The sequence below is a fragment of the Humibacter soli genome (assembly GCF_054779035.1).
The window spans coordinates 119,752-141,676 of record NZ_BAAGYX010000001.1; the positions used below are offsets into that span (position 1 = coordinate 119,752).

Sequence of the window (21,925 nt, forward strand, 5' to 3'; positions counted from 1 at the left end):
TGTCCGTAGCTTTCGGTTCGTGGTGCGCCGTTCAACGTGCGGCGCCGTCGCGGGCTTACTTGGAGATGGTCGAGCAGAAGTCGGGCAGCAGGTTCGCCGGTGCGCCCGACGGGCACGGGTCGAAGAAGGTGACCGTGTAGGTGCCCAGCAGAATCAGGATGACCACCGCGGCGAGGATCAGCAGCTTCAGGGTGCGGTTGATCGTACGGTTGTGCGCGTAGTCGTTCACGATCGTGCGCATGCCGTTGCCGCCGTGGATCAGGGCCAGCCACAGCATCAGGCCGTCCCACACGCGCCAGAACGGATCGGCCCACTTGCCGGCGACGAAGCCGAAGTCGACGGCCTTGATGCCCTGACCGAGCACCAGGTTCACGATCAGGTGCCCGAAGATCAGGACGACGAGCAGCACGCCCGAGGCGCGCATGTACAGCCATCCCCACTTCTCCCAGTTGACGCCCTTTGAGGGAGTCGGGCGGCTCGGGGTACGGGGTGCCTCGATGGTGGTCACGACGCGCTCCCCTCGCTGAACACGTTGGCCAGATGGATCGGGGCGAAGCCCAGCATCAGCACGACCCAGAGCACGATGACGGTCCAGAACATCACCTTCTGGTACTTGGCGCCCTTGCTCCAGAAGTCGATCAGGATGATGCGGATGCCGTTCAGAGCATGGAACGCGATGGCCGCGACGAGCGCGGTCTCACCGAGCCCCATGATCGGGTTCTTGTACGTTCCGATCACCGCGTTGTACGCCTGAGGGCTGATGCCGAGAACGACCGAGTCGAGAATGTGGACGAGCAGGAAGAAGAAGATCGCCACGCCGGTGATGCGATGCAGCACCCATGACCACATGCCTTCCCGACCCCGATACAGCGTTCCCCCGGGCCGAGTCTTGGTCGGCTCGAGAGTGTCTGCCGTTTCTGCTGGCACGGACAACCCTCCCTGATCGAGTTCGGTGCCCGATCGCCTGACGCGGCGTTTTCACACGCGGGATCGGCACCGAAGTCAGTCTAGTTCCCCGGCGCGATTCGTTTTTGCGCTGCCGCGTTCGCTCGCCGGAGGCTGTTGACAGCACGCTTCGGATGTGTTTACTTAAGTAAGTGCTTAACCAATTGGACGAAGTGTTCCACGCACTCTCCGACCCGAGTCGCCGGCTGATGGTCGAGCGGCTCGCGGGCGGGGAGGCGACCGTCAGCGAGCTGGCGAAGCCGCTTCCGATGTCACTGCCCGCGGTCATCCAGCACCTGCAGGTTCTCGAGGCGAGCGGACTCGTCACGAGCTCGAAGGTCGGTCGTGTGCGCACCTGCCGTCTCGATGAGCGTGCTCTCGATGCGGCACAGTCGTGGTTCGCGGCACGCAGGGCGGATTGGAACGAGCGCCTCGACCGTCTCGGCGACTTCCTTGACGAGACGCCCCAGAAGAACGACCACTCCCCGACGAACGACCGCTGAACAGAAGGAACGACCATGTCAGAACGATCCACCGCCCACGACACGATGGTGCTCGAGCGCCGCTACCGGGCCGACACTGCGAAGGTCTTCGACGCCTGGGCGAACCAGGATGCCAAGCGCGTCTGGTTCCAGGGCGGCGAACCCGCCGACGGCTCGGAGTACCGGCTGGACTTCCGCGTGGGCGGCCACGAGCTGTCGCGTGCGACGGCACCCGACGGCAACGTCTACACGTATGACGCCGAATACCGCGACATCGTTCCGAACGAGCGCATCGTCTACGTGAACCACATGCTGCGCGGCGACACGCGCATCTCCGTCTCGCTCACCACGGTCGAGTTCGTTCCGACCGACTCGGGCACGACGCTCGTGCTGACCGAGCACGGCGTCTACCTCGACGGCGGCGACAAGCCCGAGTACCGCACGCAGGGCATCTCCGACCAGCTCGACGCCCTCGGACGGTCGTTTTCGCTGGTCGAGTAGCGCGCGCCGAAGCTGCACGCGTATCGAGACCTTCCCGTCCGGAAGGGGCGCAAGGTCTCGATACGCGTCGACCCGAGGCCAGCGCTACGCGACCAGCGGAAAGCACGCCAACGTGGCAGGATGCTCGGATCATGTCTCACGGAGATGTCTCGATCGGCGTGGCCGGAACGCTCGGCCCTGACGCCATCGCCCTGCTAGCGCCCGCGGTCGAACAGGCCGGGTTCCGCTCGCTCTGGGTCAACGACACCCCGGGCGGCGACTCGATCGCGGCGCTCGAAGCTGCAGCGGATGTCACGAGCAGCCTCCTTCTCGCGACCGGGGTCATCCCGGTCGATCGCCGCCACGCGCATGCCATCGTCTCCGCAGTGCGGCGCGCCGAGCTCCCCGAGCATCGCCTGGTGCTCGGCATCGGCGCAGGGCAAACCCGCAACGGGGCTCTCGCCATGGTCGGTGACGCGGTCGAGGTGCTGCACGACCGTCTGTCGGCACGGGTGCTGGTCGGCGCGCTCGGCCCCAAGATGCGTCGGCTCGGCGCACGCAGGGCCGACGGCGTGCTGCTCAGTTGGCTGACGCCGGCCGTCGCGATCGAGCAGGCCGGGGAGGCGCGAGGAGCGGCATCCGCATCCCATGTCGCCCTCTACGTGCGCACGGCGCTCGAGGCCTCGGCCGGAAGCAGGCTCGCCGAGGAGGCCGCGCGGTACGGCGGGTACCCGGCGTACGCGGCGAACTTCGAGAGGCTCGGCATCGGCGCGCAGCAGACGGTGATGGACGCGGAGAGGTTCGACGAGCGCATCCGTCAGTACCGGGATGCCGTCGACGAGGTGGTGCTGAGGGTGATCGCTCCGGGTGACACGGTCGACGATCATCTGCGCTTCATCGAGGCCGCAGCCGAGCGGCTCAGAGCCGGCTGAATCAGCGTCCGCTGAACGTCAGAGCCAGTTCCGGCGCTTGAACACGAGGTAGAGGATCACGCTCGTCAGCGCCATCGCCGCGACCGCCATCGGATAGCCGTACTTCCAATGCAGCTCGGGCATGTTGGTGAAGTTCATGCCGTAGATGCCCGCGATGAGCGTCGGACCGAACAGGATGGCAGCCCACGACGAGATCTTCTTGACCTCTTCGCCCTGTCGGTTGGCGCTTTCGGACAGGTCGGTCATCCTGGCGTTCTGCCGCTCGCTGACGAGCGTGGCGTTCACGGTCAGGATGTCTCGCAGCATGCGCTTGAAGTCGTCGACACGCTCGTTGACCTGCGTGAGGTGGTCAGCTACGTCGCGCAGGTTGCGCTGCAACTCCTGGGTGACTCCGTACTTCTGGCTCCCCAGCTCGAGGAGCTCGACGACATCGCTGAGCGGATGCGTTGCCCGTTGGAAGTCGATCACCTCGGTCGATAGCTCGTAGATGCGTCGCGAGACGTTCGCGTCGCCGTCGAACACCTGGGTCTCGATCTCGTCGATGTCGTTGGCGAGGCCGGCGACGACCGGCGCATAGGCGTCGACGATCGTGTCGATGATCGCGTACAGGATGCTCTGAGTCCCGAGCGCGAGCAGGTCGAGGTCGTGCTCCATGCGGTGGCGCACCTGCGAGAGGTCCGGCGACTCGCTGTGCCGAACGGTGATGACGAAGTTCGGCCCGACGAAGACGTGCACCTCTCCGAAGGAGACCTCTTCTGGTACATCCAGGTAGTTCGCGGCGCGCAGCACGACGAACAGCACGTCGTCGTAGCGCTCCAGCTTCGGGCGCTGGTGAGCGCTGATCGCGTCTTCGACCGCCAGCTCGTGCAGGTTGAACTCGCGAGCGAGGGAGTGAAGTTCGGCCTCGCTCGGTCGGTAGAGGCCGATCCACGCGACTCCGCCCGGCGTCTCGTCCAGCGCCCGGTACGTGTCGGCGAGGGTGGTGGGCGACGAGATGCGCTTGCCGCCGGCGTAGATGGCGGAGTCGACGATGGTGTTCCGCGACTGCGGCGCGATCTCCTCGATGGGCACCGGCTCGAGGGGCGCGGCCGTGCGTGTTCGCGGCATGAAGGGGATCGGGATGACTCGGCGCCTGCGTTCGGCCATGCTTCGCCTCCGTTCGGCGGCATCAGGAAGTTGTGGGCGGTATGCGCACGCCCGGTGACACCTTAAGCCCGAACCGGTGCCACCGCCGGTCGGGCCTCACGAAACCCTGACGCCCCGGAGCCGATCAGAGGTCGAGCGCGCGCTGCAGACGCCGTCCCGAAGCGGCTCGATGCGCGATCGCGGCCTCATAGTGCGCGAACAGCCCGGCGCAGACATCCGACCACGAGGAGCGGAGCACCGCACGCCGTCCGGCCTCACCCATGCGCCGGCGAAGGGCGCCGTCATCCACGAGAGTCTCAACGGCATCGTGCAGCATGCGGTCGCTGTCGATGAGAAAGCCGTCTACGCCGTGATCGATGAGATCGATCGGACCGCCGGCATTCGGTGCGACGACCGGGATGCCCGACGCGTGCGCCTCCTGCACGGTCTGCCCGAAGGTCTCCTCTGTGCCCGTGTGCACGAAGACGTCCATGGCGGCGTAGGCAGCGGTGAGGTCGCGTCCCCCTCGGCGGCCGAGCCACGAGACGGGCATGCGCTTGAGAGCCTTGCGCACGGTGACCTCGCTGGGGCCGTCGCCGACGATGGCGATGCGGATGCCGTCCATACCGCGTAGCGCCGCGAACCGCTCGACCTGCTTCTCCGGTGCGATCCTGCCGACGTAGCCGATGACGACCTCGCCGTCGGGGGAAAGCAGCTCCCGGAGTGCCACGGTGTCGGCTGCCGTGCGGTTATTGGGGTGGTAGCGCTCGATGTCGACGCCGCGACCCCACCTACGCACGCGCAGCACGCCGGCCTGCGCAAGGTCGTGTGCCGACGCCGTCGAGGGCGCCAGCGTGAGGTCTGCGCCGTTGTGCACCCAGCGCACGTAGCGCCAGGCGATGTTCGTGGTGAGGCCGAGGCCATTGCGCTTCGCGTAGCCTGCGACATCCGTCTGGTAGATCGCGACGGTGGCGACGCCCAGCCTGCCAGCGGCCGCGATGGCCTGGGCGCCGAGAAGGAACGGCGACGCCGCGTGAAGCACGTCGGGTGCGAACGCGCTCAGCAACTGCTGCACCTGCGGGCTCGGCATGCCCAGAGGGAACTGTCGGTATGCGATGGAAGGGACGGTGTGCACGGCGAATCCGGCATAACTGCTCGGGGCGTTCGGCCCAGGGCAGATCACGATGGCCTCGTGGCCTTCGCGTGCCAGTTCGTCGAGTACGCGGCAGACGCTCGTTGTCACGCCGTTCACGGTCGGGAGGAAGCTCTCGCTGACGATGGCGACCCTCATGCAGTGCACGCTACGAAGGCGTCGTGGCGGCCGGGTGAACCCCCGCTGAACCCGGTCGGTCGTTCACACGTCGGGTTCTCGTTCCCGTCGACCCGCCACCTCTTATCCTGGGAGGCATGAGCGTACTGCCCCTGCAGGACTTCTACTGCGTCATCCCGGCCGGGGGTGTCGGGTCGAGGCTGTGGCCCCTCTCGCGAGCGGATGCCCCCAAGTTCTTGCACGACCTCACCGGGTCAGGATCCACCCTGCTTCGCGCCACCTGGAACAGGCTCGCACCGCTGGCGGGTGAGCAGCGGGTCATGGTCGTGACCGGCAGAGCGCACCGCGCGGCCGTGGAGGCCCAGATTCCGGCGCTCGCCGACGCGAATGTCGTGCTGGAGAGCGAACCTCGTGACTCGACGGCGGCCATCGGACTCGCGGCCGCCATCCTCGAGCACCGTGAGCCCGGCGTGATCATCGGGTCGTTCGCCGCCGACCATGTGATCGGCAGTGAGCCGTTGTTCCGCGCGGCCGTCATCGAGGCCGTGGCTGCGGCGCGCGCAGGCTACATCACGACGATCGGCATCCAGCCGACCGAGCCGGCAGTCGGGTTCGGCTACATCCACATCGGCGACCAGCTCGAGATCGATGGGGCGCGTTCTGCGCGCAGGGTCACGTCGTTCGTTGAGAAGCCCGACCTCGCGACGGCGACCAGATATCTCTCCAGCGGCGACTACCTCTGGAACGCGAGCATGTTCATCGCCAAGGCGTCCGTTCTTCTCGAGGAGCTGGGCAAGACGGAGCCGAAGCTCCTCGCGGGTCTGCAGGAGCTCGCCGCCGCCTGGGATGACCCCGCGACGCGTGGCCCGGCCGTCGACCGCATCTGGCCGACGCTGAAGAAGGTCGCGATCGACTACTCGGTAGCGGAGCCCGCGGCCGCATCGGGCAAGCTCGCCGTCGTGCCCGGGCATTTCGCGTGGGATGACGTCGGGGACTTCGCGTCGCTCGCGAAGCTGAACAGCGCGGGGCGGGCATCCGATCTGGCCATCCTCGGCGAGAACGCGCGAGTGCTGTCGGACGCCTCGAGTGGGATCGTCGTGAGTCAGACCAAGCGCGTGATCAGCCTGATCGGAATACAGAACGTCGTCATCGTCGACACCCCTGACGCCCTGCTCGTGACGACCAGCGAGAACGCCCAGCGCGTCAAGGCGGTCGTCGAGGCGTTGCGGCTCACGGGATCCACCGAGGTGCTGTAGCACCGCGAAGCGGCGCGTCGCTCGCGCTGGCGTCGCGGCGAAGGCCCAACGGGCCTTCGCTTTCAGCTCCAGCGCGCACATCTGAGTAGATGACGGTCGGCCTTGCGCTCAAATGCGCATGAGGCTCGCTCATAATGCTCAAAAGAAACAAGATGGTAACGGGGACGCCAAGAACTCCGAACGGCCGTCGAGCCGGTTCGTAACTTTGAGTAACGTCTCATCGACGTCTCGCGCGCTCGCGCGGATCTGCAATGTGGAGGACAACGTGACATCCAAAGTTCGCAAGGTAGCGTTCGCGGGGCTTGCCGCGGCGGGCGCACTGGTACTGCTGGCGGGCTGTGGCCAGGCGCCGACCAGCACGTCGACGACGACTGCGGCGGCATCCAAGTTCCTGCCGTGCATGGTGTCGGACTCGGGTGGTTTCGACGACCACTCGTTCAACCAGCTCGGCTATGAGGGCCTCGTCGACAGCGCGAAGAAGCTGAACGCGAAGTACAAGACCGCGGAGTCCAAGACCGCGAGCGACTACGCGCCGAACATCAACAGCATGATCGACCAGAACTGCAACCTGATCATCACCGTCGGGTTCAACCTCGCCGACGGCACCAAGACGGCGGCCGCCGCGAACACCGGCACCGACTTCGCGATCATCGACGACAACTCGATCAATGCCCCGAACGTCAAGCCGATCATCTTCGACACAGCTCAGGCCGCGTTCCTCGCCGGCTACGCTGCGGCGAGCTACTCCAAGACCGGCGTCGTCGGCACCTTCGGAGGCATGCAGATCCCGACCGTCACGATCTTCATGGACGGCTTCGTCGACGGCGTGAACTACTACAACCAGAAGAACGGCAAGGACGTCAAGGTCGTCGGTTGGGACACCGCGACCCAGAAGGGCTCCTTCACCGGTGGGTTCGACGCCAACGACACCGCCAAGCAGGTCGCGCAGGGTCTCATCGACCAAAACGCCGACGTGATCATGCCGGTCGGCGGACCTATCTACCAGTCGGCCGCGCAGGCCATCGACGAGGCGAACGCCGCTGGCAAGAGCATCGCGATGATCGGTGTCGACGCCGACGTCTACAACACCGACCCCACGGTGCGCCCGATCCTGCTGACCTCGGTCATGAAGGGCATCCAGCCCTCCACGTCCGCGGTGATCGAGAGCTCGGCCGCCGGCAAGTTCGACAACACGCCCTACGTCGGCACGCTGAAGAACGACGGAGTCGGACTCGCGCCGTTCCACAACTTCGAGTCGAAGGTGAACCCGAAGCTGCAGTCCGAGCTCGACGCGATCAAGGCCGGCATCATCGACGGCTCCATCAAGGTCACCTCCCCGGCGTCGCCGAAGTCCTGACCTTCTGCCTACAGCGCCATTTGCGCACTATCGCGCCACTCGTGGTGGCGCAATAGTGCGCAAATGGCGCTAGCGGTGCATTGCGCCGGTGCGCGTCCGCCGTCCATCCCGTTCTCAAAGGCGAGAACGCCGAAAGGTAGATTGACCCCTATGAAGCTCGAACTTCGCGGTATCACGAAGCGATTCGGCTCCCTCACCGCCAACGATCACATCGCACTGACCGTCGAACCCGGCGAGATCCACTGCATCCTCGGTGAGAACGGCGCGGGCAAGTCGACGCTGATGAACGTGCTCTACGGACTGCTTCAGGCCGACGAGGGCGAGATCCTGCTCGACGACCAGGTGCAGCACTTCGACGGCCCGGGCGATGCGATGAAGGCCGGCATCGGCATGGTGCACCAGCACTTCATGCTCATCCCCGTGTTCACGGTCGCCGAGAACGTGATGCTCGGCCACGAGAGCACCGGATTCGCCGGCTTCCTCAACCTCAAGGAAGCGCGCAAACGCGTTCGCGAGATCTCTGCGCGCTTCGGGTTCGATGTCGACCCCGACGCCCTGATCCAAGATCTCCCGGTCGGCGTTCAGCAGCGTGTGGAGATCATCAAGGCGCTGTCACGCGACGCGAAGGTGCTCGTCTTCGACGAGCCGACCGCAGTGCTGACTCCGCAGGAGACCGACGAGCTGATGGCGATCATGCGTCAGCTCCGCGATGCGGGAACGGCGATCGTCTTCATCACCCACAAGCTTCGCGAGGTGCGCGAGGTCGCCGACCGCATCACGGTCATGCGCCTCGGAAAGGTCGTTGGGGATGCCTCCCCGACGGCGAGCAACGCCGAGCTGGCATCCCTCATGGTCGGCCGTTCCGTCGAGCTCACCGTGCAGAAAGAGGCGGCTCGACCCGGCGACGCTGCCCTCAAGGTGCGCGGTCTCACGGTGATCGACCCCATCGGCCAGCTCGTCGTGAACGACGTGAGCTTCGAGGTGCGCGCGGGCGAGATCCTCGCCATCGCCGGAGTCCAAGGCAACGGCCAGACCGAGCTGACCGAGGCTCTGCTCGGGCTGCAGGCGCACGTCGAGGGCGAGATCGAGCTCGACAGCAGGGAGCTCAACGGGCTGAGCGTTCGCCGTGTTCTGGATGCCGGCGTCGGCTTCGTGCCTGAAGACCGCAACGAAGACGGCCTCGTCGGCGAATTCTCCATCGCCGAGAACCTCATGCTCGATCGCTCGGACAGCGCGCCCTTCGTCAAAGGCGGCAGCCTGCAGCTCGGCTACCGCTCGACCTTCGCCACCGAGAAGGTCGCCGAGTTCGACGTGCGTGCGCAGAGCATCGACACCCACGTCGGCACGCTCTCCGGCGGCAATCAGCAGAAGGTGGTGCTCGCCCGCGAGCTCAGTCGTGAGCTCCGACTGCTCGTCGCGGCGCAGCCGACCCGCGGGCTCGACGTCGGGTCGATCGAGTTCGTCCACAAGCGCATCGTTCAGGCACGCGACTCGGGAATCCCGGTCATCGTCGTCTCGACCGAACTCGACGAGGTCGACGCGCTCGCCGACCGCATCGCCGTGATGTACCGCGGAGGAATCGTCGGCATCGTCCCCGGCGGCACCGACCGCGAGACCCTCGGCATCATGATGGCGGGCGAGCATCCGGACGTTCCGCCTCAGGCTCCCGACCCCCAGACGCCAGACCCGCAGGACCCGGCACCGCACGATGACGCGCAAGGCCGATCAGCCACGAGAGGAGAGGCCGCGTGAGCGAGCAGGGCAACGCGCAGGCATCCGCCAACGCCGCGGGCTCGGCAGACGTCGCGCTCGAGACCGGCGCAGGGGTAGCCCCCGACGCGCCCAATCCCGATTCGAACCGCTGGAACGACGCGCTTCGGCAGGTCGTCGGCGGCAGCGTCGTCATCTCGATCCTCGCTGTCGTTCTCGCACTGATCGTCGGCGCAATCCTGATCGCGGTCACCGATCCTGGCGTCCAGCACGCCGCCGGCTACTTCTTCGCCCGCCCGGGCGACACCTTCCAGGCGATCTGGAATGTGGTCTCCGGGGCGTACTCATCGCTCTTCCAAGGCGCGATCTACAACTTCGGGCGGCCGACGTTCGCCGCTGGCATCCGTCCGTTCATGGACACCCTCACCTATGCGACGCCGTTGATCGTCGCCGGTCTCGGTGTCGGTCTCGGTTTCCGCACCGGTCTCTTCAACATCGGTGGTCAGGGCCAGATGCTCATCGCCGCAGCCTTCTGCGGCTGGATCGGCTGGTCGTTCAACCTGCCTCCCGTTCTGCATCTGGTCGTCGCGCTCCTCGCCGCGTTCGTCGGTGGCGCGATCTGGGCGGGCATCGCGGGCGTGCTCAAGGCGCGCACCGGTGCGCACGAGGTCATCGTGACGATCATGCTGAACTGGATCGCCTTCTACCTGATCAGCTACCTGCTGCGCACACCCGGCGCCCTGCAGGAGCACGGCACGAACAACCCGAAGTCGCCCGCGATCCTGCCGAACGCCATCCTGCCTCCGCTGTTCGGCCCGCAGTATCAGCTGCACTGGGGCTTCATCGTCTCGGTCGTGGCGACCATCGTCGTCTGGTGGCTTCTCGAACGCTCGAGCCTCGGCTTCAAGTTCCGCGCAGTCGGCGAGAACCCGAACGCGGCACGCGTTGCAGGCATCAGCGTGAACTCGGCCATCATCTGGGCCATGGTGATCAGCGGCGGACTCGTCGGTCTCGCGGGCGCCGACCAGGTGCTGGGCACGACGACCGGTGGGTTCAGCTCGGGCATCGACGCGGGCATCGGATTCGACGCCATCACGGTCGCGCTGCTCGGACGTTCCCGACCGATCGGCATCTTCGTGGCCGGCGTGCTGTTCGGCGCGTTCAAAGCCGGCGGATTCCTCATGCAGGCGGCCAACGGCATCCCGATCGACATCGTGCTCGTCGTGCAGTCGCTGATCGTGCTGTTCATCGCCGCGCCGCCCCTGGTGCGCGCCATCTTCCGGCTCCCGACTCCAGGCGCGAAGCCGCGCAAGAAGACTCCCGCTCCGACCGCAACACAGGAGGCGACGGCCAAGTGACCACCACGACCGAACACATCGTGCCGGATGCCGCGCCGATCGTTCTCGAGAAGACGGTCGTCAAGAGCTGGAAGACGCCGATCATCCTGTCGGTGGTCGCACTGCTGTCCATCGTGCTGTTCATCGTGTTCCGCCGCGGCGGAGACACGACCTTCACGTTCGCGGGCGGACGGGTTGCACCCAGCCTGCCGCAGCTCGTCGTTCCGACGACGTTGACCTGCGTCATCCTGACCATCGTGCTCGTCCTGATGGCGGGCCTCAGCTGGTGGCTCGTGAGCAGGAACGCGAAGGTGCCGCTGTGGTTCTCGAGCGTGTTCGCCTTCATCTTCGTCGTGGCGTTCCTCACCTGGGCGGCAGGCGACAACTCGCGCCCGCTGCCGATCACGAGCCTGCTGCTCGGCGCGGTCAGCCTCAGCGTTCCGTACATCTTCGGTGCGCTAGGCGGCGTCATCTCGGAGCGAAGCGGTGTCGTGAACATCGCGATAGAGGGTCAGCTGCTCGGTGGCGCGTTCCTCGCCGCAGTCGTGGCGAGCATGACGCGGTCCGTGTGGCTCGGCCTCGTCGCCGCCCTGATCGCCGGCGTGCTCGTGTCGTTCATCCTCGCGGCGTTCGCGATCAAGTACTACGTCGATCAGGTGATCGTCGGCGTCGTGATCAACGTGCTCGTGCTCGGCCTGACGAACTTCTTCTACAGCCAGGTGCTGGCCAAGGACGCGTCGTTCCTGAACAACCCGCCGCTGCTGCCTGCCGTGCCGATCCCCGGTCTCAGCGCGATCCCCGTGATAGGGCCCGTGCTCTTCGACCAGTCGGTCATCGTGTACCTCATGTACATCGCCGTCGCCGCCGTGTACATCGGTCTGTTCCACACGCGATGGGGACTGCGTCTGCGGTCGGTGGGCGAGCATCCTCAGGCCGCCGACACTGTCGGCATCAACGTCACGGGCACGCGCTTCTGGAACGTGTCGCTGGCGGGCGCCATCGTCGGACTCGGCGGTGCGTACTTCACGCTCGGCTCGGTCGGTTCGTTCAGCGAGGACATGACGGGCGGTCAGGGATATATCGCCCTCGCGGCGGTCATCTTCGGCCGATGGGATCCGATCAGGGCGACGCTCGCCGCGCTGCTCTTCGGTTTCGCGAGCAACCTGCAGTACACCCTCGCGGCTGTGGGATCCCCTGTACCCAGCGAGTTCCTGCTCATGCTGCCGTACGTCGTGACCATCCTCGCGGTCGCGGGATTCGTGGGCTATGTGCGTGGGCCGGCGGCATCCGGAAAGCCCTACATCAAGTCGTGACGATGCTGCGTCGCCCGCATGTCGCGTAAGGAACGATCGAGAACCATGGATGACGAGACGACGCCCCTGAACGGCGAGGTCGACTGGGGAGCGCTGCGCTCCGAGGCCGTGAGCGCCATGGGCAGCGCCTACGTGCCGTACTCGCACTACCCGGTTGGCGCGGCGGCGCTGGCGACGGACGGCCGGATCGTCTCCGGCTGCAACGTCGAGAACGCGAGCTACGGGCTCACCCTGTGCGCGGAGTGCTCGCTCGTCTCGATGCTGCACATGACGGGAGGCGGTCACCTCGTCGCCTTCGTCTGCGTCAACGGGGAGGGCGACGTGATCATGCCGTGCGGCCGCTGCAGACAGCTGCTCTACGAGCACTCGGTGCCCGGCATGATGCTCGAGACCGTGTCGGGCATCCGCACGATCGACGAGGTGCTGCCCGACGCCTTCGGCCCGCGAGACCTCAAGGAGTTCCATGGCTGAGCAATTCGATGCCGTCGACCTGATCAGGACCAAGCGCGACCGCGGCGAGCTGTCGACGCCCGAGATCGACTGGCTCGTCGACGCCTACACCCGTGGCTACGTCGCGGATGAGCAGATGTCGGCATGGGCGATGGCGGTGCTCCTCAACGGCATGTCGCGACGCGAGATCCGCGACCTCACGCTCGCGATGATCGCCAGCGGCGCGCGGATGAGCTTCGGCGACCTCGGCAGGCCGACGGTGGACAAGCACTCGACCGGGGGCGTCGGAGACAAGATCACGCTGCCGCTGGTGCCGCTCGTGGCATCCTTCGGTGTCGCGGTTCCTCAGCTGTCCGGTCGCGGGCTCGGCCACACCGGGGGAACACTCGACAAGCTGGAGAGCATCTCCGGTTGGCGCGCGGCGCTCACCACGGAGGAACTGTTCGCTCAGCTGAGGGCTGTCGGCGGGGCGATCTGCGCGGCGGGCCCTGGACTCGTCCCAGCGGACAAGAAGCTCTACGCCCTCCGTGACATCACGGGAACTGTCGAGGCGATCCCGCTCATCGCGTCGTCGATCATGAGCAAGAAGATCGCGGAGGGCACCGGGGCCCTCGTGCTCGACGTGAAGTTCGGCTCCGGCGCGTTCATGCGCGACCTCGACAAGGCGCGCGAGCTGGCCCGCACGATGGTGGAGCTCGGTCAGGATGCCGGTGTCGCCACCTCCGCGCTGCTCACCAACATGAACGCACCGCTCGGCCGTGCGATCGGCAACGCGAACGAGGTGCGCGAGTCGGTCGAAGTGCTCGCCGGAGGCGGGCCGGCCGACATCGTCGAGCTCACCCTGGCTCTGGCGCGAGAGATGCTGCGGCTCGTCGGGCAGCCGGACGCCGACGTCGAGGAGGCGCTACGCTCCGGGCGGGCGATGGACTCCTGGCGTGCGCTGATCCGAGCTCAGGACGGCGACCCGGATGCCCCGCTGCCGCACGCCCGCGAGACGCACGTCGTCACCGCATCACGGTCAGGTGTGGTGTCGCGGCAGGATGCCCTTGCCTTCGGTGTTGCTGCGTGGCGCCTCGGCGCCGGCAGGGCGCGGCAGCAGGACCCCGTTCTCCACGCCGCAGGCATCGACCTGCACGCGAAGGTGGGGGAGTCGGTCGTCGAGGGCGCCCCGCTCTTCACGCTGTCGACGGATGACCCGGTGCGCTTCGAACGTGCCCTGGACGCCCTGGACGGCGCATGGGAGATCGGGGACAGCGCCCCGCCGCGCGGCCCCCTCGTGGTCGACCGAGTCGGCTGAGCCGCCGACCCCCCCCATCATCCACCTCCGCTCCACCTCCGACCCCTCCTCCGTGAGCCACCACCTTCTCGGCGAGCCACCACCTTCTCGCCGAGCCACCACCTTCTCGCCGAGCCACCACTTGATCCACGCGGATCGCGTGGTGGCTCGACGCTTCGGTGGTGGCTCGGTGACGGTGATGGCGCCGGGGGTGTGCCGGCCCCACGCGCTGGATAGCCTTGGTGCATGAGCGCAGACCGATCCGGCACCGCAGAGCCTTCGAGCACCAACGCCTACCTCGTGGACGGGGTGGACGTGTCAACCCTTCCCAAGGTGTCGCTTCACGATCACCTCGACGGAGGCCTTCGCCCCGAGACCATCGTGGAGCTCGCCGACGACATCGGACTCGACCTGCCGCAGACCGACCCCGACGCGCTCAGGGACTGGTTCGCCGAGAAGTCGGACTCCGGCTCCCTCGTCGAATACCTGAAGACCTTCGACGTCACGACGGCGGTCATGCAGACCCGCGACGGCCTGGCACGCGTCGCGCGCGAGTTCGTGCTCGACCTCGCCGCCGACGGCGTGATCTACGGCGAGATCCGCTGGGCTCCGGAGCAGCACCTGGCGAGGGGCCTGAGCCTCGACCATGCCGTCGAAGCGGTGCAGAGCGGCCTCGACCAGGGCGTCGCGGATGTGCGGGCGAATGGGATGAGCATCCGTGTCGGCCAGCTCGTCACGGCCATGCGCCACGCCGACCGCGCGCTCGAGATCGCTCAGCTCGCCGTGCGGCACAGGGATGCCGGCGTCGTCGGGTTCGACATCGCCGGCGCCGAGGCCGGGTTCCCGCCCGCCAACCACCGTGTGGCGTTCGACTACCTCGCTGAGCAGTACTTCCCCACAACGGTGCATGCGGGTGAGGCGGACGGGCTCGCGAGCATCCAGAGCGCTCTGATCGACGGTCGTGCGCTTCGGCTGGGTCACGGCGTTCGGCTTGCGGAGGACATCACGGTCGAACGGCAGGATGACGAGAACATCTACGTCTCGCTCGGACGGCTCTCGCAGTGGGTCAAGGACCGGGAGATCGCGCTGGAGCTGAGTCCGTCGTCGAACCTGCAGACCGGAGCGATCGAGGCGTGGGGCGATGATCTGCTCGACCACCCGTTCGACCTGCTCTACCAGCTCGGGTTCTGCGTGACGGTGAACACCGACAACCGCCTGATGAGCAGCACCACGCTGACCAGGGAGCTCTCGCTGCTCGCCGATGCGTTCGGCTACGACCTCGACGACCTCGAGACCTTCCAGCTGAACGCCGCCCGCTCGGCCTTCCTGCCCATCGAGGACCGCGAGGACTTGGCTGAGGCGATCTCGGCAGGGTTCGAGGCCGCCTGAGGTCGGTTCTCGTGAGGCTCGGCACCGGGCATCCTGAGGCTCGCTGAAGCCGGAGCACGACACTTTCAGCAAGCCTTGAACCAGTGGAGCGATACGCTTGTGTTCATGTCGCTTCCGCCGCTGCCCGACGCTGCCATCGACCTCGGTGTGCACGCTGGGGACTGGCGTGCCGCGGTGCGATTCGCCGGTGACGCGCTGCGTCGGTCGGGCGCGACACGCGGCAGCTACACGGATCGCATGATCCAGGTGGTGGACGAGTTCGGCGCGTACATCGTGATCGCTCCTGGGCTCGCTCTCGCGCACGCGCGGCCCGGTCCCGACGTGCTGACGGACGGGCTTTCTGTCGTCACGCTGGCCACTCCGGTGACCTTCGGGCACCCGCACAACGACCCTGTGAGTGTGGTCGTCGGTCTCGCCGTCGCGACGGCGGATGCCCACGTCAACTCGGTTGCCGAGCTCGCGAACGTCTTCAACGACCCCCAAGCCATCCCGGCCCTCGCCGGCGCGACGAGCGCCTCAGAGGTGTGGCGGGTGCTGGGTGTCGCGGACGCCGCAGACGACGTCGCGCAACCCGCTCGCTAGACAGCAGACAGCGGGGCCGTTGAGCCCCGGATTCCCGCATGCTCGCGGGCGAACGCCAAGGAGGCTTCACGTGAAGATCGTCGCGATCTGCGGCGCCGGCGTGGGAACGTCGGCGATTCTCAAGCTCAACGCCGAGCGCGTGCTCGACCGGCTCGGCATCTCGGCCGATGTGAGCGCGTCCGACGTGGCCAGCGTCGCCACGACGGGAGCGGATGCCCAGGTCATCCTCACCTCGCCGGAGCTCGTCGAACGCATTCCGCCGACCAACGCCGACATCGTCGTGATCGACAACTACTTCGACACCGAGGAGCTCGAGCGCAAGCTCGACGAGGCCCTAGGCTGACGCTGTTCTCGCCACCGGCTCCTCAACCCACGGGGGCTGACTACGCTGCGTCGGTGAGTGCCCGCATGCCGTCGCCGAGAGCCGCGGTGCGCGCCTGTGCGACGGCACGACGTGACGCCACATCGGCGCCGCTGTCATCGAACGCGTCGATGTAGATCTTCAGCTTCGGTTCCGTGCCGCTCGGACGCACCATCACGCGGGAACCGTCTGCCAGCAGGATGCGCAGCACATCGCTCGGCGGCAGCTCGGGCGATCCGGCGCTGAGGTCGTCGATCCGTGTGACGGCGACACCGGCCACTTCGGTCGGCGGCTGGGCACGCAGGGCGGCCATGATGCGGCCGATCCTGTCGAGGTCGGTCACCCTGATCGAGATCTGGTCCGAGGCGTAGGCGCCGAACCGCTCGACGAACTCGTCCAGCCGGTCGGCGATCGTGCGTCCGTCGGCGTGCAGCCGAACGGCGAGCGAGATCACGGCCGTTGCCGCAGAGATGCCGTCCTTGTCGCGCACCGTCCGCGGGTTCACGAGGTAGCCGAGCGCCTCTTCGTAGCCGAACAGCAGCCCGGGAACGCGGCTCACCCACTTGAAGCCCGTGAGGGTCTCTGCGAATCCCAAGCCGTAGGCATCCGCAACGGCTTTCAGTGCAGGCGAGGAGACGATGGATGCCGCCAACGCACCTGCTCTCCTCGACTCGCGGGCCTGCGCAGCAGCATCCCAGCCGAGCAGCATGCCGACCTCGTTCCCGCTGAGCCGGCGATATCCGCCGGTGTCGGGATCGGGGATGCCGATGGCCAGACGGTCAGCGTCGGGATCGTTCGCGACCACAAGATCGGCGCGGGTGTCGTTCGCGAGCGCGAAGGCCAGGTCGAGCGCGCCCGGCTCCTCTGGGTTGGGGAACGCGACGGTCGGGAAGTCCGGATCCGGCTCCTGCTGCTGCGGCACCGACGTCGCGGCGGGGAGACCCGCGGCCTCGAACACCGACCGGGCCGTCTGCCAGCCGACACCGTGCATCGCGGTGTAGACGACCTTCAAGGGCTCCGTCGTGGTGTTCGGCGACGGGAGCGTCCCGGCGAGGGATGCCGTCGCTGCGACGTACGCCGAGACCACAGATTCGTCGGCGATCTCGTATGCGTCCGAACGCGGGAGGTCCGAAACCCGGCCCTGCGCGATCCGCTCGATGTGCGCCGCGATCTGCGCGTCGGACGGCGGGACGATCTGCGATCCGTCGTCCGCGCCGCCGCGGTACACCTTGTAGCCGTTGTCGCGTGCCGGGTTGTGGCTGGCGGTGACCATGACGCCGGCCGAAGCGTCCAGGTGTCGCACCGCGAAGGCGAGCACGGGCGTCGGCAGCAGGCGGGGGAGCAGCACGGCTCGCACACCGGCGCCCGCCATCAGCTCGGCGGTGTCGGTGGCGAAGACCGCGGAGTTCTTGCGGCCGTCGTAGCCGATCACGATGGACGGTGTCGTGCCGGCGGATGCCCGTTCCGTCAGGAACGCTGCGAGACCCGCAGCAGCCTGGGCGACGAGCACCCTGTTCATGCGGTTCGGTCCCGCTGCGAGCTCGCCGCGCAGGCCGGCGGTGCCGAACGCGAGACGGGAATCGAACCTCGAGTGCAACTCGGCTTCGGCTTCCGCCGACCCCCTGGCCGCCTCGTCGACGATGGCCTGCAGCTCGGCGCGGGTCTCGGCGTCAGGGTCGTCGTCGATCCAGGCCCGTGCCGCCGCGATGACGCCGTTCACGGCGCCGCCCAGCGTGCCATCCTCCACAGGGACGTTCTCCACCGCGCCGCTCACAGTCGCTCCACGATGCGCGCGAGCAGGTCGCTGATCACCGGTTCGGCGGACTTGCCGGCCTCGATGACCTCTGCGTGGCTGAGCGGCGTGGGCGAGATGCCTGCGGCGAGGTTCGTGATGAGCGACATCCCGAGCACCTCCATGCCGGACTGCCGCGCGGCGATCGCCTCGAGCGCCGTGGACATGCCGACGATGTGTCCGCCGATGGTCTTCGCCATCTGCACTTCGGCCGGGGTCTCGTAGTGCGGCCCCCGGAACTGCACGTACACGCCTTCGTCGAGCGAGGCATCCACCTCGTGTGCGAGGTCGCGCAGCCGCTGCGAGTACAGGTCGGTCAGGTCGATGAACGTCGCGCCCTCGAGAGGAGACGCCGCGGTCAGGTTGATGTGGTCGCTGATCAGCACCGGTGTGCCAGGACCCCAGGTCTCCTTGATGCCGCCGGCGCCGTTGGTGAGGATCATGACGGATGCCCCGGCCGCTGCCGCCGTGCGCGCACCGTGCACCACTCGGCGCACCCCGTGTCCCTCGTAGAAGTGCGTGCGGGCGCCGAGCACCAGCGCGTGCTTGCCGTTCGGGAGCCGCACGGACCTGATGGTGCCGACGTGGCCGGGGACGGCCGATCGGCTGAAGCCCGGGATGTCTGTGGCCGGAATGGTCGCGACCGTCTCGCCGATCAGGTCGGCGGCCTTGCCCCAGCCGCTGCCCAGCGTCAGAGCGATGTCGTGTCGCTCGACTCCGCTCCGAAGCGCGATCTGCTCGACCGCGACACGCGCGATCTCGAACGGGTCGGCCGCCGGATCGTCGAACGGGTTGGATGCGTCGTCGGATGCCATGCAGACCACTCTAAACAGCGCAGAACGTGCGTCGCGCACGATGCGCATTTGTTGCGTGAGCCGCCCAGGGACGACACCAACAGCAGGGGAACGATGGTCGAACGACACCCGCCTAGGTCGCCGACCGAATGAGCCTGCCGAGGTAGCGAATAAACTTGCCAGCATGGCCTTTGAGTTCGAGCGCAAGCAGAGCATCGCCGTACTCGGGGGAGGGCCAGGCGGATACGAAGCCGCCCTCGCAGGCGCTCAGCTCGGCGCCGAGGTGACGCTCGTCGAGCGTGGCGGCGTCGGCGGATCGGCCGTGATGACCGACGTCGTGCCGTCGAAGACGCTGATCGCCACCGCCGATGCCACCCGCTCGATCGGCGAAGCAGCCGATCTCGGCGTGCAGTTCTTCACGCGCAACGAGAGCGGCAAGCCGATGCGCCCCGAGGTCGCCGTGAACCTCTCTGCGGTGAACAAGCGGCTGCTCGGACTCGCGCGTCAGCAGTCGGAAGACATGCGCAGCGACCTCGTGCACGCCGGCGTGCGCATCGTGACCGGCGAGGGACGGCTCGACGGCACGGGCGCCGTGATCGTCTCCACGTCGAAGGACAACGGAACCGACTTCGACCGCGTCGAGGCCGACACCGTGGTCGTCGCGGTCGGCGCCAGCCCCCGACTGCTCCCCACGGCGATGCCGGATGGCGAGCGCATCCTGACCTGGACCCAGCTGTATTCGTTGACGACGGTGCCGGACCACCTGATCGTGGTCGGCTCGGGGGTGACCGGCGCCGAGTTCGCGAGCGCGTACACCTACCTCGGCGCCAAGGTGACGCTGGTGTCCAGCCGCGATCGCGTGCTGCCAGGCGAGGATGCCGATGCCGCGGCCGTGCTCGAGAAGGTGTTCAAGCGCGAGGGCATGACGGTGCTCTCCAAGTCGCGCGCCGACAAGGTGGAGCGCACCGAGAACGGCGTGATCGCGACCCTCTCCGACGGACGGACCATCGAAGGCTCGCACTGTCTGCTCGCCGTGGGGTCCATCCCCAACACGGCAGGCATCGGGCTGGAAGAGGCAGGCGTGCAGCTGACGCCCAGCGGGCACATCCGTGTGAACCGCGTCGCGCGCACGTCGGTGCCGAGCATCTACGCGGCCGGGGACTGCTCCGACGTACTGCCTCTGGCATCCGTCGCGTCGATGCAGGGGCGCACCGCCATCTTCCACGCGCTCGGCGACTCTGTGACGCCCATCGAGCTGCGCAACGTCGCCTCCAATATCTTCACGATCCCCGAGATCGCCACCGTCGGCTGGAACCAGCGCGAGATCGAAGAGGGCATCGCGCAGGGCGACATCTACAAGCTCGCCCTCAACTCGAACCCTCGCGCCAAGATGCAGGGCATCAGGGACGGATTCGTGAAGCTCTTCGCCCGCACGGGCAGCGGCACCGTGATCGGCGGCGTCATCGTCGCGCCGAGAGCAAGCGAACTGATCCTGCCGGTCGCGCTCGCCGTCGAGCACCGGCTCACGGTGGACCAGGTGGCGCGCGCCTTCTCCGTGTACCCGTCGCTGTCCAGCTCCATCACGGACGCCGCGCGCGCGATGCACATCGTGTTGTAGGCGCTCGCGGCAACCCGACCCGGCGGCTCCGGCCCCGCCGTCGCAGGACCCCAGCAGCCAGACACTCACCCGGCGGACCCTCGCCAGGGCTGACCTCTGCCCGACCCCTCCCGGCAAGAACCGGCCGACCCCCACTACCAATAGCGCCATGTGCGCTCTATTGCGCCACTTTTGCTGGCGCAATAGAGCGCACATGGCGCAATAGAGCGCGACGCCAGCCGACACGGCCGGCTGGCGGGCTGACGCAAACTTCAGGACCGATCCAGCGGGGCTGGGTCGGTCCTGACTGTCTCTTCGTCCCCAGGGCGTCGATCGGACGCGTACTCCCGCACTCGTGGGCTACGAGGACAGCAGACCTCGCTCTTGGCGAGGCTTTACCGCGTGACAACTTCAGCCGATGGCCTCGGACTTCCCGTGGTCGTATCCGCCCAGCGCGAGGCTCTTGGGCTGTACCCGGCACTCCGGGCGGACCAGGGCCGAGGAGGCCTGATCCGTCTTCGACGAGGAGCGTACGCAGACGCGCAGGTCTTTCGACAGCTTTCCCGCGAGGATCAGTATCTGATGCGCATCGCGGCAGCCGTCGCGGTTCGCAAGGACGCCATACTTGCGGGCGTCTCGGCCGCGGTTCGCCATGGTCTGCCGTTGGTCGGCCTCGTTCCCGAAACCGTGTTCCTTCTGTCGCCGAGTCGAAGCGGGCGTCGGCGCAACGGAGTGGTCGAGATCCCACGGACTGGCCATGAACGCGTGATCGAACTGGACGGTTTCCGGACGACAGACCTCGTCGACACCCTGATCGAGGTCTGCAGGACCGCGCCGTTCATCACGGCTCTCGTGATGGTCGACGCGGCGCTTCACATCGAGCGATTCGGCAATGGGGCTGGGCTCGTCACCCTCGATGAGCTGATGGCGGCTCACAACGATCGGATGCCCTACCGCGGTTCGGCCCGTGTGCGCGGCGTTCTCGCCGCGTCGACGACTCAGGCTGCCAGCCCGTTCGAGACCATGAGTCGTGTGACATCGGAGGAGCTCGGTTTTCCAGAGCCCGAACTGCAATTCCCGCTTGTTCTCGCAAACGGCGAGACCGTCTATTTCGACTTGGGGTGGCCCGAGTGGCATGTCGGGGGCGAGGCCGACGGGTGGGGTAAGTATGTGAACCCTCGGTATCCGTCAGCGGGCACGCTCGAGGAACGGGTCAAGGCCGAGAAACGCCGCGACAATGCGATCCGCCGCATGGAGTGGACCCCGGCGCACTGGGACTGGGCCGATGCCTGGAACCGAGCGCCCATGCGGGCCATCCTTCTCGACGCCGGCCTTCCTATCGTTCGTCGGCCCAGGACGATCCGTTGACGCACGGTCGCGTGTGCTCCCGGTCGCGAGTGACCCGTGCCGACAACGGCGCCACTTGCGCTCTATTGCGCCAGTACGAGTGGCGCAATAGAGCGCAAATGGCGCTAGT

The 21,925-nt window shown here is 67.3% G+C and carries 21 protein-coding genes; 15 read left to right on the top strand and 6 right to left on the bottom strand.

The features are described from left to right. Positions 1-55: 55 nt before the first annotated feature. Both ACYVDN_RS00525 and sdhC read right to left on the bottom strand, forming a co-directional pair. Positions 56-508 carry a succinate dehydrogenase hydrophobic membrane anchor subunit gene (locus ACYVDN_RS00525; protein ID WP_460567378.1) on the bottom strand — a complete coding sequence of 151 codons (453 nt, stop codon included), beginning with the start codon at positions 506-508 and terminating at the stop codon, positions 56-58. Then, positions 505-927, bottom strand: a complete 423-nt coding sequence (gene sdhC, locus ACYVDN_RS00530; RefSeq protein WP_460567380.1) for a succinate dehydrogenase, cytochrome b556 subunit — start codon at positions 925-927, stop codon at positions 505-507. Before sdhC ends, ACYVDN_RS00525 begins: the two co-directional genes overlap by 4 nt. Positions 928-1,097: 170 nt before the next feature. Between sdhC and ACYVDN_RS00535 the strand changes: the two genes are divergently transcribed. The 3 genes from ACYVDN_RS00535 (at position 1,098) to ACYVDN_RS00545 (ending at position 2,839) form a co-directional block, all read left to right on the top strand. Then, complete coding sequence (locus ACYVDN_RS00535) at positions 1,098-1,448, top strand: ArsR/SmtB family transcription factor (protein ID WP_460567382.1); 351 nt, start codon at positions 1,098-1,100, stop codon at positions 1,446-1,448. Between the two features lie 15 nt (positions 1,449-1,463). Continuing rightward, entirely contained in the window at positions 1,464-1,928 is a 465-nt protein-coding gene (locus ACYVDN_RS00540) for an SRPBCC family protein (RefSeq protein ID WP_460567384.1), read from the top strand. A gap of 131 nt (positions 1,929-2,059) precedes the next feature. Continuing rightward, positions 2,060-2,839: an LLM class oxidoreductase gene (locus ACYVDN_RS00545; protein ID WP_460567386.1), complete on the top strand. Its 780-nt coding sequence runs from the start codon at positions 2,060-2,062 to the stop codon at positions 2,837-2,839. 18 nt (positions 2,840-2,857) lie between these two features. Here ACYVDN_RS00545 and ACYVDN_RS00550 read toward each other — a convergent pair whose 3' ends face one another. After that, positions 2,858-3,985, bottom strand: a complete 1,128-nt coding sequence (locus ACYVDN_RS00550) for a magnesium and cobalt transport protein CorA (protein WP_460567388.1) — start codon at positions 3,983-3,985, stop codon at positions 2,858-2,860. A gap of 124 nt (positions 3,986-4,109) precedes the next feature. Beyond that, positions 4,110-5,255 (bottom strand): glycosyltransferase family 4 protein, encoded by a 1,146-nt coding sequence (locus tag ACYVDN_RS00555; protein WP_460567390.1) that lies wholly within the window; start codon positions 5,253-5,255, stop codon positions 4,110-4,112. Positions 5,256-5,371: 116 nt separating this feature from the next. Here ACYVDN_RS00555 and ACYVDN_RS00560 point away from each other — a divergent pair, with 116 nt between their 5' ends. The 10 genes from ACYVDN_RS00560 to ACYVDN_RS00605 all read left to right on the top strand — a co-directional run bounded on the left by ACYVDN_RS00560 (position 5,372) and on the right by ACYVDN_RS00605 (position 16,247). Continuing rightward, positions 5,372-6,490 (top strand): mannose-1-phosphate guanylyltransferase, encoded by a 1,119-nt coding sequence (locus ACYVDN_RS00560; RefSeq protein WP_460567392.1) that lies wholly within the window; start codon positions 5,372-5,374, stop codon positions 6,488-6,490. A gap of 265 nt (positions 6,491-6,755) precedes the next feature. Continuing rightward, the gene (locus ACYVDN_RS00565) at positions 6,756-7,847 is read left to right on the top strand and encodes a BMP family lipoprotein (protein ID WP_460567394.1); all 1,092 of its coding nucleotides are present in this window, start codon (positions 6,756-6,758) and stop codon (positions 7,845-7,847) included. 150 nt (positions 7,848-7,997) lie between these two features. Continuing rightward, positions 7,998-9,599 (top strand): ABC transporter ATP-binding protein, encoded by a 1,602-nt coding sequence (locus tag ACYVDN_RS00570; protein WP_460567396.1) that lies wholly within the window; start codon positions 7,998-8,000, stop codon positions 9,597-9,599. After that, entirely contained in the window at positions 9,596-10,915 is a 1,320-nt protein-coding gene (locus tag ACYVDN_RS00575) for an ABC transporter permease (RefSeq protein ID WP_460567398.1), read from the top strand. The genes ACYVDN_RS00570 and ACYVDN_RS00575 overlap by 4 nt, the downstream gene beginning before the upstream one ends. Then, the gene (locus ACYVDN_RS00580; protein WP_460567400.1) at positions 10,912-12,207 is read left to right on the top strand and encodes an ABC transporter permease; all 1,296 of its coding nucleotides are present in this window, start codon (positions 10,912-10,914) and stop codon (positions 12,205-12,207) included. Before ACYVDN_RS00575 ends, ACYVDN_RS00580 begins: the two co-directional genes overlap by 4 nt. Before the next feature lie 45 nt (positions 12,208-12,252). Further along, on the top strand, positions 12,253-12,678 hold the full coding sequence (locus tag ACYVDN_RS00585; protein ID WP_460567402.1) for a cytidine deaminase: 426 nt from the start codon (positions 12,253-12,255) through the stop codon (positions 12,676-12,678). Further along, complete coding sequence (locus ACYVDN_RS00590; RefSeq protein ID WP_460567404.1) at positions 12,671-13,954, top strand: thymidine phosphorylase; 1,284 nt, start codon at positions 12,671-12,673, stop codon at positions 13,952-13,954. Before ACYVDN_RS00585 ends, ACYVDN_RS00590 begins: the two co-directional genes overlap by 8 nt. A 225-nt stretch (positions 13,955-14,179) precedes the next feature. Then, entirely contained in the window at positions 14,180-15,322 is a 1,143-nt protein-coding gene (locus ACYVDN_RS00595) for an adenosine deaminase family protein (protein WP_460567406.1), read from the top strand. A gap of 105 nt (positions 15,323-15,427) precedes the next feature. Then, positions 15,428-15,904 (top strand): PTS sugar transporter subunit IIA, encoded by a 477-nt coding sequence (locus ACYVDN_RS00600; RefSeq protein ID WP_460567408.1) that lies wholly within the window; start codon positions 15,428-15,430, stop codon positions 15,902-15,904. Positions 15,905-15,974: 70 nt separating this feature from the next. Beyond that, the gene (locus ACYVDN_RS00605; protein WP_460567410.1) at positions 15,975-16,247 is read left to right on the top strand and encodes a PTS sugar transporter subunit IIB; all 273 of its coding nucleotides are present in this window, start codon (positions 15,975-15,977) and stop codon (positions 16,245-16,247) included. Positions 16,248-16,287: 40 nt separating this feature from the next. Here ACYVDN_RS00605 and ACYVDN_RS00610 read toward each other — a convergent pair whose 3' ends face one another. Both ACYVDN_RS00610 and ACYVDN_RS00615 read right to left on the bottom strand, forming a co-directional pair. After that, positions 16,288-17,997: a phospho-sugar mutase gene (locus ACYVDN_RS00610; RefSeq protein ID WP_460572167.1), complete on the bottom strand. Its 1,710-nt coding sequence runs from the start codon at positions 17,995-17,997 to the stop codon at positions 16,288-16,290. A gap of 38 nt (positions 17,998-18,035) precedes the next feature. Next, complete coding sequence (locus tag ACYVDN_RS00615) at positions 18,036-18,872, bottom strand: purine-nucleoside phosphorylase (RefSeq protein ID WP_460567412.1); 837 nt, start codon at positions 18,870-18,872, stop codon at positions 18,036-18,038. Positions 18,873-19,035: 163 nt separating this feature from the next. Here ACYVDN_RS00615 and ACYVDN_RS00620 point away from each other — a divergent pair, with 163 nt between their 5' ends. Both ACYVDN_RS00620 and ACYVDN_RS00625 read left to right on the top strand, forming a co-directional pair. Beyond that, complete coding sequence (locus tag ACYVDN_RS00620) at positions 19,036-20,469, top strand: NAD(P)H-quinone dehydrogenase (RefSeq protein ID WP_460567414.1); 1,434 nt, start codon at positions 19,036-19,038, stop codon at positions 20,467-20,469. 381 nt (positions 20,470-20,850) lie between these two features. Then, on the top strand, positions 20,851-21,816 hold the full coding sequence (locus ACYVDN_RS00625; protein ID WP_460567416.1) for a hypothetical protein: 966 nt from the start codon (positions 20,851-20,853) through the stop codon (positions 21,814-21,816). The last annotated feature ends 109 nt before the right edge of the window (positions 21,817-21,925 follow it).